Origin of the sequence: Fusobacterium perfoetens ATCC 29250, assembly GCF_000622245.1 — a bacterium.
Classification (GTDB): Bacteria; Fusobacteriota; Fusobacteriia; order Fusobacteriales; family Fusobacteriaceae; genus Fusobacterium_B; species Fusobacterium_B perfoetens.
The window spans coordinates 300,909-316,264 of the sequence record NZ_KK211416.1 but is presented as its reverse complement, the minus strand read 5'-3'; the positions used below and the strand labels follow the sequence as shown (position 1 = coordinate 316,264).

Here is a 15,356-nt window from a genome sequence, read left to right as displayed (position 1 = left end):
TTTATTATATTAGTAAATTTATGACAGATAAAATGCCAATTAACCATAATGTAATTGAGATTTTTTTATAATCTCTAGCTGCTACATTTATAATAATGTAAGAAATAAATCCTATACTAAGTCCAATAGCAATACTATGAGTCATTGGCATAAATATTATAGTCATAAAAGAAGGAATAGCTTCTTTCATATTGCTTAAATCTAATTGTGAAACATTTCTAAACATAAATATTCCTACAATAACAAGAGCTGGAGCTACAGCAAATACAGGAATAGCTTCTACAATTGGAGCGATAAATAGAGCTAATAAGAATAGAAGGCCTGTAAAGATAGAAGCAAGACCTGTTTTTGCTCCCATTTTAATACCTGCAATAGATTCTCCATAAGTTGTAACAGTACTAGTTCCTAAAAGAGCACCAATTATTGTAGAAGAACAATCTGCATAAAGCATTCTTCCTAATCCTTTTTTTCTTTCTTCTTCATTTCTAAAGGGAACTTCCTTATATGAAAACATTAAAACACTTAAAGAATCAAAAAGATCTATAAACATAAAAGAAAAAATAGAGCCTAAAAGACTTAATTTTAGAACACCTAATATATTTAATTTAAAAAATAAAGGTTTCATACTTGGAGGAGAAGATAACAATTTTTCAGGAATAGGAACTTCTCCTAGAAACATTCCAACAATAGATGTAATAATAATACTTAATAAAACGCCACCTTTTATATTTTTCATATCTAAAATATACATTAGAAATAAACATCCTAAAGAAAGACCAACAGGTAAAGTGATAGGAGCTATTTTTACAAGAGTTGTTGGGTCAGCTACAATTATTCCCATACTTTTAAGTCCAATCAAAGATAAAAATAGACCAATTCCAACAGTAGAAGCAGTAGCTAAAGATTGAGGAATAGAATTTATAATCTTTTCTCTAATACTACCAAAGGCAAGAATTAAATAGAAAACTCCAGAAAAAAATACTACTCCTAAAGCATCTTGCCAAGGAATACCATTTCCCATTACGAGAGTGAAAGTAAAAAAAGCATTAAGTCCAACACCTGGTGCAAGAGAAATAGGAACATTTCCTAAGATTCCACCAAGAAAAGAGCCAATAGCACTAGCTACACATGTAACAGTTACTAAAGCAGCTTTATCCATACCAGTAAGAGAAAGGACAGCAGGATTTACGAAGATAATATATGATATTGTTAGAAAAGTAGTTAAACCTCCTAAAAATTCTCCTTTAAAACTTCCTCCTCTTTCTGAAATAAAAAATTTTTTATCTAAAAATTGTATAAGTTTATTATTCATAAAAATTTTTCTCCTTTAATGTTTTTTATTAAATTCGAATTGGACTTTTTGAGTCAACTCGTAGTAGTTCTATTTAGGTAGAACTGTAGAAACTTTTGAACCGAATTATCAAAATTATACGAGAAATTTAAAATTATTTATTCCAATATCCAATGTGAGCTTTTGCTATTTCTTTTGCTAATTCATCATCAGCTATTGGTCCTATAACTTCAATATTTTTTTGTCCTTTTGCTAAAATTTCTCTACAAGGCATATCAAAAGTAGGATTATCTTCATCACTACCTGTTAATTCTAATAATTTTTTTTCACTTATTCCATAAACTATTCTTCCAATATTTCCCCAATAAATTGCTCCAGTACACATACAACAAGGTTCAGCAGTAGAATATAAAGTACAATCCCATAAAAATTCTCTAGAATATAATTTTACAGCTTTTCTAACAGCAGTAGTTTCAGCATGTCCTGTAGCTTCTTTTTCAGTAACTTCAATATTTCCAGATTCTACTATTATATTTCCCTCCTTATCAACAATTAAAGCTCCAAAAGGATGGTTTCCGCTAGCCATAGATTCGTTGGCTATTTCAATACATCTTTTGATGTATTTAACATGATTTAAAGTTTTCATAAAGTCCTCCTAAAAAATAAAATAAATAAAAAAGGTAACCCTTGGGTTACCTTATAATTCACTATACACTCCACCCAAGCAAGATGAGTAGCAATTAAATCTACCTAATGAGTCTCTTGTGGGCGCCATTGTTGCTTATTAAATTTTATGAAAGTATTTTATAAAATTTTTTTAAAATTGTCAATAAAAATTTTAGAATTATTTTAAAATTTTCATAACTTTTTCCATAATTGCTGCAAATTTTTCTCTTATAACTACATTTGCCATTCCATCTTGTGAAGTAGGAGTTTCATTGATTATTATAAGATTGTTTCCTTTAAAATAATTTATATAATATGCTGCTGGATAAACAGTTAAACTTGTTCCAATTATTATTAAAGTATCAGCTTTTTTTATTTCTTTTATAGCATTTTCAGTTACAACCTCATCAAGCATTTCACCATAAAGAGTTACTTGAGGTCTCACAGTGCCACCACAAGAACATTTAAAATCCTCATTAGATTTTTTACCACAGTTTAGACAATACCATTTTTTTAAAGTTCCATGAAGTTCTAAAACATTTTTACTTCCTGCTTCTTGGTGTAAATTATCAATATTTTGAGTAATAACAGTTTTTAATTTTCCTAATTTTTCAAGTTCAGCTAATGCTTTATGGCCAAAATTTGGTTTTATTCCATCTATAGAAAGTTTTTCCTTTAGGTATCTATTAAAAATATCTCTGTGAGCAAAAAAGAAATCATGGCTAAGAATTTCCTCAGGCTCATATCCCATAAAATTTCTGTCATTATAAAGCCCATTTTTTCCTCTGAAATCAGCAAGTCCAGAATCTGTAGAGGCTCCAGCCCCTGTAAAAGCAACAATATAATTACTATTTTTTATAATATCAGCAAATTTTTTTATATTTTCCATAAAAGTCCTCCTCTGAGCATTCTATATAATAATTATACTATAAAAAAATAAATTTTCTAAATTTATTTTTTACAATAATATAGAAATATGATACAATTTTAATAATGTATAAAATCATTTTAATGTTATAGGAGGATTAAAAGTGAAATTTTTAGGAGTAATACCAGCTCGTTATGGTTCAAGTAGACTAGAAGGAAAACCTTTAAAAGATATATGTGGTCATACAATGATAGAATGGGTTTATAAAAGAGTAAAAAATTCTGATTTAGATGATGTGGTAGTAGCTACTGATGATAAAAGAATATATGATGAAGTAGTTAAATTTGGTGGAAAGGCTGTTATGACAAGAGAAGACCATCCTAATGGAACAAGTAGAATAGCAGAAGTTTGTGAAAAAATAACAGATGCTGATGTAATTATAAATATTCAAGGGGATGAACCACTAATTGAAAAAGATATGATTAATTCTTTAATAGATGCTTTCAAAAAAGAACCTCAATTAGAAATGGGAACTTTAAAATTTAAACTTGATAATCAAGAAGATATAGAAAATCCTAATAGTGTAAAAGTTATTACAGATAAAAATGATTATGCTATATATTTTTCAAGGTCAGTAATTCCATATCCAAGAAATAAAAATAAAGATATTTATTATAAACATGTAGGAATTTATGGATATAAAAGAGAGTTTGTAATGGAATATTCTCAATGGGAGCAAACATCACTTGAAATTTCTGAATCATTAGAACAATTAAGAGTTTTAGAAAATGGTCACAAAATAAAAGTTTTAGAAACTCAATATAAAATTATAGGTGTTGACACTGTGGAAGAATTAGAGAGAGTTAGACAGTATATTAAAGCAAATAATATTACCTTATAAGGAGAAATAATGAAAAAATATATTTTAAGCTTTTTTACTTTAATTATTATGATATTTTATGTAGGGTGTGGAAATAAAAAATCATCTACTTATTACAGACCAACTTATAATCAAAATGTTGGAAGAGATGGAAGAATTTCGTATTTTTCAAAGTATGGATATCCAACACCAGATGTTACTTATACAGATAATTTTCCATATTTAAGAGATAGTAGCCATTTAACAAATGGAAGATTTATTGGGAAGTCAGAAAAAGATTTTATAATATTTTTTAGAAATTCTAAAATGCAAGGATATGGAGATAATTCAAGTTATTGGAGATGGACTTATGAAATTGATTCTTCTGACTATGCAAAAAGTATTAATAAAGTTTTACCTACAATAAATAAATCATTTGTATTTACTTTAGAAAAAAATAGATGGGTTAGAAAACCTATAAAATCTAATCCAGTAGGAAGATTAAAAGATATTATTGTTTTAGAAAGAGGAAAATCAGGAGTTATTACTTATCTTTTAATAAAAGGAAGTAATGGAGAGTATCTTTTAAGAGGAGAATATACAATAAGAAAAGTTTTAGGTTTAGCAAAGTATAATGTAGGAAAAAAAGTAGAACTAAAACTTGCAAAAGGTGGAGATAAAAAATATACTTCGACAAAATATAATCCACCACTATTACCATCAGGATTTTTTGCTATAGAGAAAAAAGGTGGAGATTTTGTAGTTTATGGTGGAGGATTTGGACATGGTTCTGGTATGAGCCAATATGGAGCTTACGACTTAAGTAAAAATTATGGAAAGAATTTTAAAGAAATTTTGAATTTTTATTATAAAGATATAGAAATAAAAAATATGTATTCTTTACCTGGAGTTGGAAGAGAGATAAGAATAGGACTTACTACAAGTAATATGTCTAGTCTGAATCATGAAGTGGTTACAATAAAAACTGATGCTAAATCAGACCTTGTAAATAGTTGGATGAGAATTACTTTAAAAAAAGGTGATGAAGTAAAAATAGTTCCTAAATCATCAAAAATGTATGTCTATGTAAATGGGAAAAAGAGAGCTGAAACAAAAGAAAAAGTAGAACTTAGAAGTTCTAACAATAGATTTACTATAACTTCTATAAGAAGAGCCCATAAAAATCCAACATATAGAGGAACTTTAGAAATAAAATTATCACAAACTGCTTCTGGTAGACTTAATCTTATTAATGAAGTCTTTATAGAAGATTATTTATTACAAGTTGTACCTAGTGAAATGCCAAGAAGTTTTGGTATTGAAGCTCTAAAAGCTCAAGCTGTGGCAGCTAGAACTTACGCCCTTAGTGACTATTTAAAAGGTAGATATAGAGCTCAAGGTTTTCATGTAACAGATAATACAATGTCTCAAGTTTATAATAATACACATGAAAATCCAGAAACAAGAGAAGCAGTTAAAAAAACATATGGATTAGTTATGTTATATAAAGGTAAGCCAATAGATGCAAAATATTATTCTACAAGTTGTGGCTTTGGGGCTTCAGCTGTAACAGTATGGTAAAATAAAAAGGTTCATTACATTGTAATGAACCTTTTTTATATAAAACTCCCCTGCCAAGGAATTATATTATATATCTTTTTTTTATAGTAGTAAAGATAATATTACAAAAAAATAAAAGAAACTGTGACCGGCTAATATCACAGTTTCTACCATTTCTTATATTTAAAAGGAAAGGTCTTATGAACAAATTCATTATATTAAAACATTATGTCAGAAGTGTGGCATATAAGTTTTACCAACTTCCTCCACCTCCACCTCCTGCTCCTCCTCCAGAAGAACCACCACTAGAAGAAGAACGACCACCACCAAAATTAGTCGAAGATTTAGGTGATGAAAGCATAGAATTATTTAATGAATTTAAAGAATTATTAAATCTTCCCATAAAATGAGAAAATACAAATACATCACTTGTTGAATTTGTATTATACCAAGTAGGAGGAGCAGTAACTAAATCTTTAAATTTATTAGCCCATATATCACTTACTCCCAATACAATAGCATAAGGTAAAATATCATAAAAATAATTTGGATTTTCTTCTAAAAGCATTTCTAATTTATCTTTTTCAGTAACTTCTAAAAATTTCTTAAATCCACGGCATCTACCTAGAATTTTATTTCCATATTCTGAGCGTACTCTAAGTTTTCTAGAAAGTTTTTCAAGTAATGCACAAGTTATAATAGTAGCTATAAAGAATAAGATAACATTAGGAAAATTTCCATCACTAAAAGTACTAATAAGAATAAAAGTAGAAAGCATAGTTACAGGAATTAAAAAAGTTATTTTTCTAGTATTTGTTTTATTTTCTTTAGAATATAGTGTTTTCTTATTTTTTATTAAATCTATTTGAAAAATATCACTTGTTTTTTCCATATAAATATAGAATTCATTTCTTAACTCTGAAATATTTACTATATTTCCATTTGCAAAGGCAAATAAACTATCAAATAAATATCTTTCAAAAGTTTTATCAGTTTCTATATCTTTTAATTTTTCTAAAAAGATTTGTTTTCTATTAAATAATCCACCAGTCTCCTTTTCGATTATTGAGAGATAACCTTTATCACCCCAATAGAAAATCATACTAGTCAAATCTTTTGCATCAACTGAACCATCTATATAATAACCTACTTCAGTAGGAGTAAGATTATCTGGTGGATAAAATTCAACTGTTTCAATAACTTTTAATTCTTTTTTATTTTTCTTATAAATATAGAAAGCAATAAATAATATTATAGGATAAATTCCAAATAAAAGGAATTTTCCGACAGAATAAATTATATTATTTAAATAGTAAAATATTTTACTACTACCAATATCAAAATAGCCATTTTCTAGAGGGATAGCCAATGTAAGACTATCATAAGGAGATAATGATGAAGTTGTATATCCATATATTGTATTACCTTTTACTTGCCAATATACTCCATTAGATGTTGTATTACCTCTAGACCCAGAAGTAAAAGAAATTTTGTTTATATCAAATGGTTTTGGTAATGTTACAGAAAATTCAACTTTTTTTATAGTTGTATCCCAATCATTTCCAATTAGATTATAATAAACTTCATCATATTCATTTGTTTTATCCCAACCAAGATTGTGATTAAAATAAATTTTATAATCTTTTATACCTGTTATATATTTATTAGGGTCACCAAGTCTAATGAAAGTAGTATCATCACTTTCTCTTATAAGAGATTTCTCATTAACTTTTATGTCTGTAACTTTAATAGTCCTTCCGTTGTATTTAGTAGGAATTATTCTATATAATCCTCTACTAGGTCTTAAAAAATTAGCTTGTATTTCCTCTTCAATTTTATATACATTTTTTTCAGTTATATTTATATTGACTTTATAATTATTTATAACATAATTATTACTACCAAAGGATATTGTAAATAAAATAAAAAATATACTAGAAACTAATTTTAACATTTTCTTTCTCCTTGCTTTCTTCTATATTAAAGAATGGATATTTTTTAAATCCAAACATATTAGCAATGAAAAGATTAGGAAAAGTTTCACAATAAGTATTATAATTTCTTACACTGCCATTATAATATTTTCTAGCTTGTAAAATGTCCTCTTCAATTTTTGTAATTTCTCCTTGAAGAGATAAAAAGTTTGTATTAGCTTTTAAATCAGGATAAGATTCTTGCAATGCGAATAATTTTCCTAAAGTCCCAGCTATCATATTTTCATTTTCTATTTTGTCATTCATATTTGTACAGCTCATATATTTATTTCTTGCAGCTATAACTTTTTCTAAAGTTTCTCCCTCATAATCCTTATATCCTTTTACAGTAGCTACTAAATTAGGAATAAGGTCATATCTTTTTTTCAAATAAGCATCTATTGTAGAAAAAGCTTCTTCTACAAAATTTTTCTCTTTTACTAATTTGTTATAAATTCCAATTAGAATAAAAGCAATAATAACAATTAGTAAAACAATAATACCTAAAAAAATCATAGTAAGTCCTCCTTGTATATTGATAATATAATTATACTATATTTTTATAAAAATAAAAATAATTAATGAAAAAAACTAAAAAGTATGATAAAATAATAAATTGTAGAGTTTTTAATTTTGGAGGAAATAATGATATTAGAAGTAACAAATGTTAGTCATGGATATGGAGCGAGGACTATTTTAGAAAATGCTTCTTTTAGACTTTTAAAAGGAGAACATGTAGGACTTGTTGGAGCAAATGGAGAGGGAAAAACAACATTTTTAAATATTATAACAGGAGAACTTGTTCCTGATGAAGGAAAAGTTACTTGGTGTAACCACATTACAACAGGGTATCTTGACCAATATAGTACTTTAGAAAAAGGAAAAACAATTAGAGATATATTGAGAAGTGCTTTTGACCATATGTTTGAATTAGAAAAAGAGATGATGGCACTATATGATAAAATGGGAGATTGTTCTCCAGAAGAGATGGATTCTTTAATGGAAGAAGTTGGAGAAATTCAAAGTATATTAGAAAGTGGAGATTTTTATTCTCTTGATTCTAAAATAGAAGAGTATGCAGCAGGGCTTGGACTTATGGATATAGGACTTGATAGAGATGTTACAGAATTATCAGGTGGACAAAGAGCAAAAATTTTATTAACAAAAGTTTTGTTGGAAAATCCTATGATACTTATACTTGATGAGCCTACAAACTTTTTAGATGAAAATCATATTATGTGGCTTAAAAATTTCTTAAAAAATTATGAAAATGCTTTTATCCTTGTTTCTCATGATATACCTTTCTTAAATGAAGTAGTAAATGTTATTTATCATGTAGAAAATGCTGAACTTACTCGTTACACTGGAGATTATTATCAATTTAAAGAGATGTACGAGTTAAAGAAAAGACAAATTGAACAAGCATATAAAAAGCAACAAAAAGAAATTGCTCATTTAAAAGATTTTATTGCTAGAAATAAAGCGCGTGTAGCTACTACAAATCTTGCAAAAGACCGTCAAAGAAAATTAGATAGAATGGATATAATTGAAATCGCTAGAGAAAAACCAAAACCAACTTTCCAATTTAAAGAGGCTCGTACTCCAAGTAGAGAAGTTGTAACAGTTAAAGATTTAGTGATAGGATATAATGAAGCTTTGACTAGACCACTTAATTTTACTATAGAGAGAAATCAAAAGATAGCTATAAAGGGAGTTAATGGGCTTGGAAAATCCACATTGCTGAAAACAATTCTTGGAAAATTAAAACCATTTTCAGGAGAAGTTGAGCATGGACAATTTTTAGAAATTGGATATTTCCAACAAGAAGAAAATATTTCTGGAATAACAGCATTAGATTATATTTGGAATTTATATCCTAGTATGACAAATCAAGAAGCAAGAGCTGCACTTGCTAAATGTGGACTTACAAGAGACCATATTACAAGCCAAGTACAAGTTTTGTCTGGAGGAGAAAATGCAAAAGTCCGTTTATGTAAATTAATGTTACAAAATATAAATTTCTTAGTGCTTGACGAACCTACTAACCACTTAGATGTAGAAGCTAAAGACGAATTAAAAAGAGCGTTACAAGAATTTAAGGGAACAATAGTTTTAGTAAGCCATGAGCCAGAATTTTATAATGATATAGCCACTGAAGTTTGGAATGTAGAAGATTGGACAACAAAAATAGTTTAAAAAAATATAAATTTTATAAACTACAAAAATATTAATAAAAAATAAAAAGTCTGTAGAATTATTTTTAATAATTTTTACAGACTTTTTTTTATTTATAAAGAAATTAATAAGATTAATCTTTTATAGTAAGAGCTTTTTTAACATCAGCAACTTTTTCAGGAACAAGATAGTTTACAAGAGCAAGTCCCATATCAACAGAATATCCAGCTCCACTACCTGTAATAAGATTTCCATCTACTACAATTGGTTTATCAATAATATTACATTTATTCCCAACTAAATCATAACAACCAAAATGTAAAGTAATATTTTTTCCATCTATAACTCCAGCTCTAGCAAGACTAGAAGGAGCTCCACAAATAGCACCAACTAATTTATTATTTTTCAAATAATATTTTCCAAGTTCCATAGCTTTTTGAGATTTTAATAAATTTTCATATCCTGGATATCCACCAGGGAAATATATCCCATCTCCATCTTTAAACTCTCCATCAAAAATTTTATCAGCCATAACTTTTATATTATGAGAAGACATAACTTCAAGATTGTTATTAAGAGATAAAGTAATAACTTCTATTCCAGCCCTTCTCATAATATCTACAGGGGCAAGAGCTTCTATAACTTCAAAACCATCAGCAAGTAAGACATAAACTTTTTTCATAATTATTCCTCCTAAGTAAATAATTTAATCTAATTTAATTATATCAGAATAGAAAATAAAAGTCTAATTTTATTTAGTCCGATAAAATTATATAATATATTATTTTTTATTATAGTTAAAAAAAATAAAAAATGGTATAATACTATTGTTAATTTTTAAAATTAAATTTAATTTTAAGGAGGATTTCATGGAAAAAATAATTGGATTTATTGGTGGTGGAAATATGGGATATGCTATTGGAGGTGGAATAATCTCTTCTAATATTGTACCTAAAGAAAATATTATTTATTCAGACCCATCAAATGAAAGACTAAAAAAATTATATAATGATTTAGGAGTAAAAACTTCAAATTCAAATTTACTTGTAGCTAATGAATCAGATATATTATTTTTAGCAGTAAAACCTGATATGTATCCAGAAGTTATTAATGAAATAAAAGATTATATTAAAAAAGATGTAATCATAATTACTATTGCAGCAGGAGTAAAATTAGAAAAATCAAGAGAATTATTTGGAAAAGACGTAAAAATTATAAGAATAATGCCAAATACTCCAGCTCTTGTAAAAGAAAGTATGACTGCTGTTATGCCTAATGAATTTATAACAAAAGAGGAATTGGATGAAGCACTTTTATTACTTAATGCTTTTGGAAAAACAGAAGTTGTAAGTGAAAAATTAATAGATGGAGTAATAGCTGTAAGTGGTTCTTCTCCAGCTTATATTTTTATGCTGATAGAAGCTATGGGAGATGCTGCTGTTTCTAGTGGAATGCCAAGAAAAATGGCTTATAAATTTGCTGCTCAAGCTGTATTAGGTTCAGCAAAAATGGTTTTAGAAACTGGAATGCATCCTGGAGAATTAAAAGATATGGTATGTTCTCCAAAAGGAACTACTATTGAAGCTGTAGAAAAACTAGAAGAATGTGGATTTAGAAATGCTATTATTCAAGGAATGAAAGCTTGTGAAAAAAAATCAAAAGAGATGTCTAAATAAAGAGGAGGAATAATGTTATTTAAATTAGGAAATAATATCCCTAAAATTGGAGAAAAAGTTTTTATAGCTGATACTGCTAGAATAATAGGGAATGTAAATATTCAAGATGATGTTTCTATTTGGTATGGAGTAGTTTTAAGAGGAGATATTTTACATATAGAAATAGGGGAAGGAAGTAATATACAAGAAGGAACTACTGTTCATGGAGAACATAATGCTGATGTAGTTATTGGAAAAAATGTAACTATCGGTCATAATTGTTTAATACATGGAGCAAAAATAGGAGATAATTCTTTAATTGGAATGGGAACTATTATAACAGATAATGTAGAAATTCCAAAAAATTGTTTTGTATCTTCAAGAGCTTTAGTAACTTCAAAAATTGGAAAAATTGAAGAAGGAAGTTTTATAAAAGGAAATCCTGCTAAAGTAGTTGGAAAAATATCAGAAGAACAACTAAAAATGATGATAGCAACTTGCAAATCATATCAAGATAAAAAAAATTTATTTCTTGAAACTTTAGAAGAAATTAAATAAAAATTAAAAATAAATTATATAAAAAAGGCTGTAATAGCAACAGCCTTTTTTATATAAGATTTTTTTCTATTCTCTCTTTAAGGGAAAGTATTTTTTCTTCAATAAGTTTTATTGTCTTATAAAATTCCTCTTTAGATTTTCCACTAGGGTCTTCTAATCCCCAATCCTCTCTATATTCACAAGGTAAATAAGGACAATTTACATTACAACCCATAGTTATAACTATATCTACATTTGGAATATCAGAAAGAAGTTTAGATTTTTGTCCCTCTTCTTCCATATGTATATTATATATTTCTTTAACATATTTTACAGCATCTTGATTAATTTGATTTTTTATCTCAGTCCCAGCACTATAACTTTCAAAAACATCATTTCCATATAATTTTCCTAAGGCTTCAGCTATTTGACTTCTACATGAATTATGAACACACACAAAAGCGACTTTTTTCTTTTTAAAAGATTTTACAGCATTTTCAAATTCTTCTCTAGTAATTCCATAATTATTTAATTTTGATAAAAGTTGTTTTCCATTAGAATATCCTATACCAAGTTTTTCTCCAAGTTTCTCTCTATAAAATTTAGAATTTTTATGTCCTGTAAGATTATTTTCTATAAGGTCATTAACAGTAAAAATTTTACTAGCTTCAACAGTTTCACATTTTGCCATTTCAAGAGCTCTTATAATAGCTTCAGGAGAAGCATTTTCTACTCCAATATCTCCATCTTTTTTTCCTTCCCATCTATTTATATAAGCTTGTTTTGCTAAAGGAAAACGAGATTTTATAATTCTTCTAATTTGTAATCCAGCAAAATCTGGGTCGGTTAATATTATAATTCCCCTATTTTCATAAGCCTTTTGTATTCTTTCAAGATTTTTTTTGACTGAAAATCCATGAACAGCTATAACTTCAGCATTAACAGCCCTTTTTACAGCTGTTATATCATCTCTTCCCTCTACAACAATAATCTCTTTAATTATTTTCATTTTTTACCTCTTTAATTTTAAAATAAGGTCTTAATAAGGTATCTAATAGTGGTTCAATACCTAAAAAGTTTTTATAATTTTCATATTCTACTAATTTTTTTTCTAAAGTTTTTTCATTAGTTTTATCTACAATTTCTCTTATAAGAATATTTTTAGGAGTATGCTCCATATCTATAAATTCCATTACTTGAGTTTTATACCCACAAAGTTCTAAAGCTTGAGCTCTAAAAGCATCAGTTGCTATTGAAGCAAATTTCTCTAAAAGAATTCCATGTTTTCCTATAGGATTAAAATTAGAATAAAATTCACTTTTTTTGTTAGAACTCATTTTTTGATTAAATTCATGTTGACAACATGGAACAGCTAAAATAACTTTCGCATTTAATTCCAAACCTTTTAATAAAGAGTAATCAGTAGCATTATTACAAGCATGAAGAGAAAAAATCATATCCACATTTTTTAATTTATCAAAATCTTTTATATCTCCTGTTAAAAATTCTAAATTTTCAAGATTTAATTCTTTTGCTACTTTATTACAATATTCTATAACATCTTTTTTTAAATCAAGTCCTATAACTTCAAAAGTCATATTTTGAATATTTTTTAAATAGTGATGTAGAGCAAAAGTAAGATAAGATTTTCCACAACCAAAGTCCACAGCCTTAATATGATTTTCTATAAGTTTTTTACTTTTTAATTCTTTTATAGTATCATCTATAAATTCCAAATATTTATTAATTTGTCTAAACTTATCATAAGAATTTTTAAAAACTTTTCCATCTTCACCCATAATTCCCAATTTAATTAAGAAAGGTATTCTAGTCCCCTCTTCTAATATATATTTTTTAGTTTTATTGTGAGATAAAGAACAAACCTCTTTTTCATTAGTAACTTTCTTTACATTAAAATCTTTTTTCCCACGGATAATTTGAATATCACTATTTTTTGTAAATACCATATGCTGATAAAAATTATCTACAATTTCTTGTAATTTTTTCTTTGCTTCCTCAATAGTTATATTTTCATGATAAGCTTTATTATTTTTAAATTGTTCAAATTGATATAGAAAATTATTTTTTATAACTAAAGGTTTAACTATGATTTTATTATATTCATAATCTCCCTTCATATTTGAAAAAATACATCTCACTATATTTTTATTTTCAAACTCTTCTTTTAAAAGAGAAAGAACTTTTTCGTCTGACATTTTCATAAAAAAATACTCCTTGAATTTTTATTATCAAAGAGTATTTTATCATGGGAATAATTATCTGTCTAGAGAAAAATATTTATTCTCTATTCCATTTACTTTGTCCCTCTTTATATAAATCATTTCCATAAACATCATTTATAACTACTACTGGAAAATCTACAACTTCCAATTTTCTAATAGCTTCAGCACCTAAATCTTCATAGGCTATAAGTTCAGCTTTTTTTATAGCTTTAGAAAGTAAAGCTCCAGCTCCTCCAATAGCTCCAAAATATACAGCTCCATATTTTTTTATAGAATCGATTACCTCAGAAGAACGCCCACCTTTTCCAATCATTCCTCTTAATCCATTTTCTATAAGAAGAGGAGCATATGGGTCCATTCTATAACTTGTAGTTGGTCCAGCACTTCCTATAACTTGTCCAGGTTTTGGTGGAGTTGGTCCTACATAAAATATCGCTTGATTTTTTAACTCAATAGGAAGTTTTTCTCCTTTTTTTATAAGCTCGACAAGTCTTTTGTGGGCAGCATCTCTTGCTGTATATATAGTTCCTGTTAAAAAAACAGTATCTCCTATTTTTAATTTTTTTAAATCATCTTCATTAAAAGGTACAGTTAATTTCATATTTTCATCTCCTAAATTATAACAGATTTATGTCTAGCTACATGACAATTAATATTAATAGCTACTGGCATAGACGCAATGTGACAAGGAAAACTATTAACTTTTACAGCAAGAGCTGTATTTATTCCACCAATTCCCATAGCTCCCACTCCTGTTTTATTTATAAGTTCTAAAATCTCTTTTTCAAGTTTTGCATCTATTGGATTAGAACTTTCATCATCTAAATCTCTAAGTAAAGCTTCTTTTGCAAGTAAAGCAGCTTTTTCAAATGTTCCTCCAAGTCCAATTCCTATAACTATAGGTGGACAAGGATTTCCTCCAGCATTTTTTACAAAATCAACTACAAATTTTTTAATTCCCTCTTCTCCATCAGCAGGTTTCATCATTTTAACTGTACTCATATTTTCAGAACCTCCACCTTTTGGAGCCATAATTATTTTTATTTTATCTGAATTTGGAATAAGTTTTGTATGAATTATAGCAGGAGTATTATCTTTTGTATTAACTCTATCAATTGGATGTCTTACAGCTGATTTTCTAAGATATCCATTTTCATATCCTCTTCTCACTCCCTCATTTATAGCTTCATATATATCCCCATTTATTTTTACTTCAGTTCCTATTTCTAAGAAAATTACTGCAAGTCCTGTATCTTGACAAATAGGTAAATTTTCTTCAAAAGCAATTTTATCATTTTCAATAATTTGTCCTAAGATAGTTTTTGCTACTTCTGATTCTTCTGTTTCATAAGCATTTTTTAATTTTTCTAATACATCTTTTCCAATATAATAATTAGCTTCTATACATAGTCTTTCAACTTCTTTTGTAATCACTTCCAAATTTATTTCTCTCATGGCCTACCCTCCATAATTAATATTTTTTATTTTAACACAAAAATATAAAAAATAAAAGTCATAGAAATTTTTAT

14 protein-coding genes, 2 pseudogenes and 1 riboswitch are annotated in these 15,356 nt (G+C 27.2%); of the genes and pseudogenes, 5 read left to right on the top strand and 11 right to left on the bottom strand.

What is annotated here, in order from left to right:
* Positions 1-4: 4 nt before the first annotated feature.
* The 3 genes from T364_RS0108430 to T364_RS0108420 all read right to left on the bottom strand — a co-directional run bounded on the left by T364_RS0108430 (position 5) and on the right by T364_RS0108420 (position 2,846).
* On the bottom strand, positions 5-1,297 hold the full coding sequence (locus tag T364_RS0108430; RefSeq protein ID WP_211249040.1) for an NCS2 family permease: 1,293 nt from the start codon (positions 1,295-1,297) through the stop codon (positions 5-7).
* A 56-nt stretch (positions 1,298-1,353) separates the two neighbouring features.
* A riboswitch (purine riboswitch) is annotated at positions 1,354-1,454 on the bottom strand.
* Complete coding sequence (locus tag T364_RS0108425) at positions 1,446-1,937, bottom strand: nucleoside deaminase (protein ID WP_027129196.1); 492 nt, start codon at positions 1,935-1,937, stop codon at positions 1,446-1,448. (Overlaps the previous riboswitch by 9 nt.)
* Before the next feature lie 198 nt (positions 1,938-2,135).
* Positions 2,136-2,846, bottom strand: a complete 711-nt coding sequence (locus T364_RS0108420; RefSeq protein ID WP_027129195.1) for an NAD-dependent protein deacylase — start codon at positions 2,844-2,846, stop codon at positions 2,136-2,138.
* Positions 2,847-2,988: 142 nt separating this feature from the next.
* Between T364_RS0108420 and kdsB the strand changes: the two genes are divergently transcribed.
* Both kdsB and T364_RS0108410 read left to right on the top strand, forming a co-directional pair.
* On the top strand, positions 2,989-3,726 hold the full coding sequence (gene kdsB / locus T364_RS0108415) for a 3-deoxy-manno-octulosonate cytidylyltransferase (protein WP_027129194.1): 738 nt from the start codon (positions 2,989-2,991) through the stop codon (positions 3,724-3,726).
* Between the two features lie 9 nt (positions 3,727-3,735).
* Positions 3,736-5,265, top strand: a complete 1,530-nt coding sequence (locus tag T364_RS0108410) for a SpoIID/LytB domain-containing protein (RefSeq protein ID WP_027129193.1) — start codon at positions 3,736-3,738, stop codon at positions 5,263-5,265.
* 232 nt (positions 5,266-5,497) lie between these two features.
* Here T364_RS0108410 and T364_RS0108405 read toward each other — a convergent pair whose 3' ends face one another.
* On the bottom strand, positions 5,498-7,198 hold the full coding sequence (locus tag T364_RS0108405; RefSeq protein ID WP_027129192.1) for a DUF2207 domain-containing protein: 1,701 nt from the start codon (positions 7,196-7,198) through the stop codon (positions 5,498-5,500).
* A complete protein-coding gene (locus T364_RS0108400; protein WP_027129191.1) occupies positions 7,179-7,733 on the bottom strand; it encodes a LemA family protein in 555 nt (184 codons plus the stop codon). The genes T364_RS0108405 and T364_RS0108400 overlap by 20 nt, the downstream gene beginning before the upstream one ends.
* Positions 7,734-7,862: 129 nt before the next feature.
* Between T364_RS0108400 and T364_RS0108395 the strand changes: the two genes are divergently transcribed.
* Positions 7,863-9,413, top strand: a complete 1,551-nt coding sequence (locus T364_RS0108395) for an ABC-F family ATP-binding cassette domain-containing protein (RefSeq protein WP_276845380.1) — start codon at positions 7,863-7,865, stop codon at positions 9,411-9,413.
* A 112-nt stretch (positions 9,414-9,525) separates the two neighbouring features.
* Here T364_RS0108395 and T364_RS0108390 read toward each other — a convergent pair whose 3' ends face one another.
* Positions 9,526-10,074: a DJ-1/PfpI family protein gene (locus tag T364_RS0108390; protein WP_027129189.1), complete on the bottom strand. Its 549-nt coding sequence runs from the start codon at positions 10,072-10,074 to the stop codon at positions 9,526-9,528.
* Between the two features lie 187 nt (positions 10,075-10,261).
* On the opposite strand from T364_RS0108390, the gene proC reads away from it, so the two are divergent.
* Both proC and T364_RS0108380 read left to right on the top strand, forming a co-directional pair.
* Positions 10,262-11,068: a pyrroline-5-carboxylate reductase gene (gene proC / locus T364_RS0108385; RefSeq protein ID WP_027129188.1), complete on the top strand. Its 807-nt coding sequence runs from the start codon at positions 10,262-10,264 to the stop codon at positions 11,066-11,068.
* Between the two features lie 12 nt (positions 11,069-11,080).
* On the top strand, positions 11,081-11,605 hold the full coding sequence (locus T364_RS0108380; RefSeq protein WP_027129187.1) for a gamma carbonic anhydrase family protein: 525 nt from the start codon (positions 11,081-11,083) through the stop codon (positions 11,603-11,605).
* A gap of 49 nt (positions 11,606-11,654) precedes the next feature.
* Here T364_RS0108380 and T364_RS11315 read toward each other — a convergent pair.
* From T364_RS11315 to T364_RS0108355, 5 genes and pseudogenes are all read right to left on the bottom strand, one after another.
* Positions 11,655-12,038 (bottom strand): annotated as a pseudogene (locus tag T364_RS11315) (arsenate reductase/protein-tyrosine-phosphatase family protein); the annotation flags it as partial.
* A 15-nt stretch (positions 12,039-12,053) separates the two neighbouring features.
* A pseudogene (gene rnmV, locus T364_RS11310) lies at positions 12,054-12,593 on the bottom strand (ribonuclease M5); the annotation flags it as partial.
* Positions 12,580-13,800, bottom strand: coding sequence for a class I SAM-dependent methyltransferase (locus T364_RS0108365; RefSeq protein WP_027129186.1), 1,221 nt, complete (start codon positions 13,798-13,800; stop codon positions 12,580-12,582). The pseudogene rnmV and the gene T364_RS0108365, both read right to left, overlap by 14 nt.
* A gap of 82 nt (positions 13,801-13,882) precedes the next feature.
* A complete protein-coding gene (locus tag T364_RS0108360) occupies positions 13,883-14,428 on the bottom strand; it encodes a Fe-S-containing hydro-lyase (protein ID WP_027129185.1) in 546 nt (181 codons plus the stop codon).
* A gap of 11 nt (positions 14,429-14,439) precedes the next feature.
* A complete protein-coding gene (locus T364_RS0108355; RefSeq protein WP_027129184.1) occupies positions 14,440-15,282 on the bottom strand; it encodes a fumarate hydratase in 843 nt (280 codons plus the stop codon).
* Between the last annotated feature and the right edge of the window lie 74 nt (positions 15,283-15,356).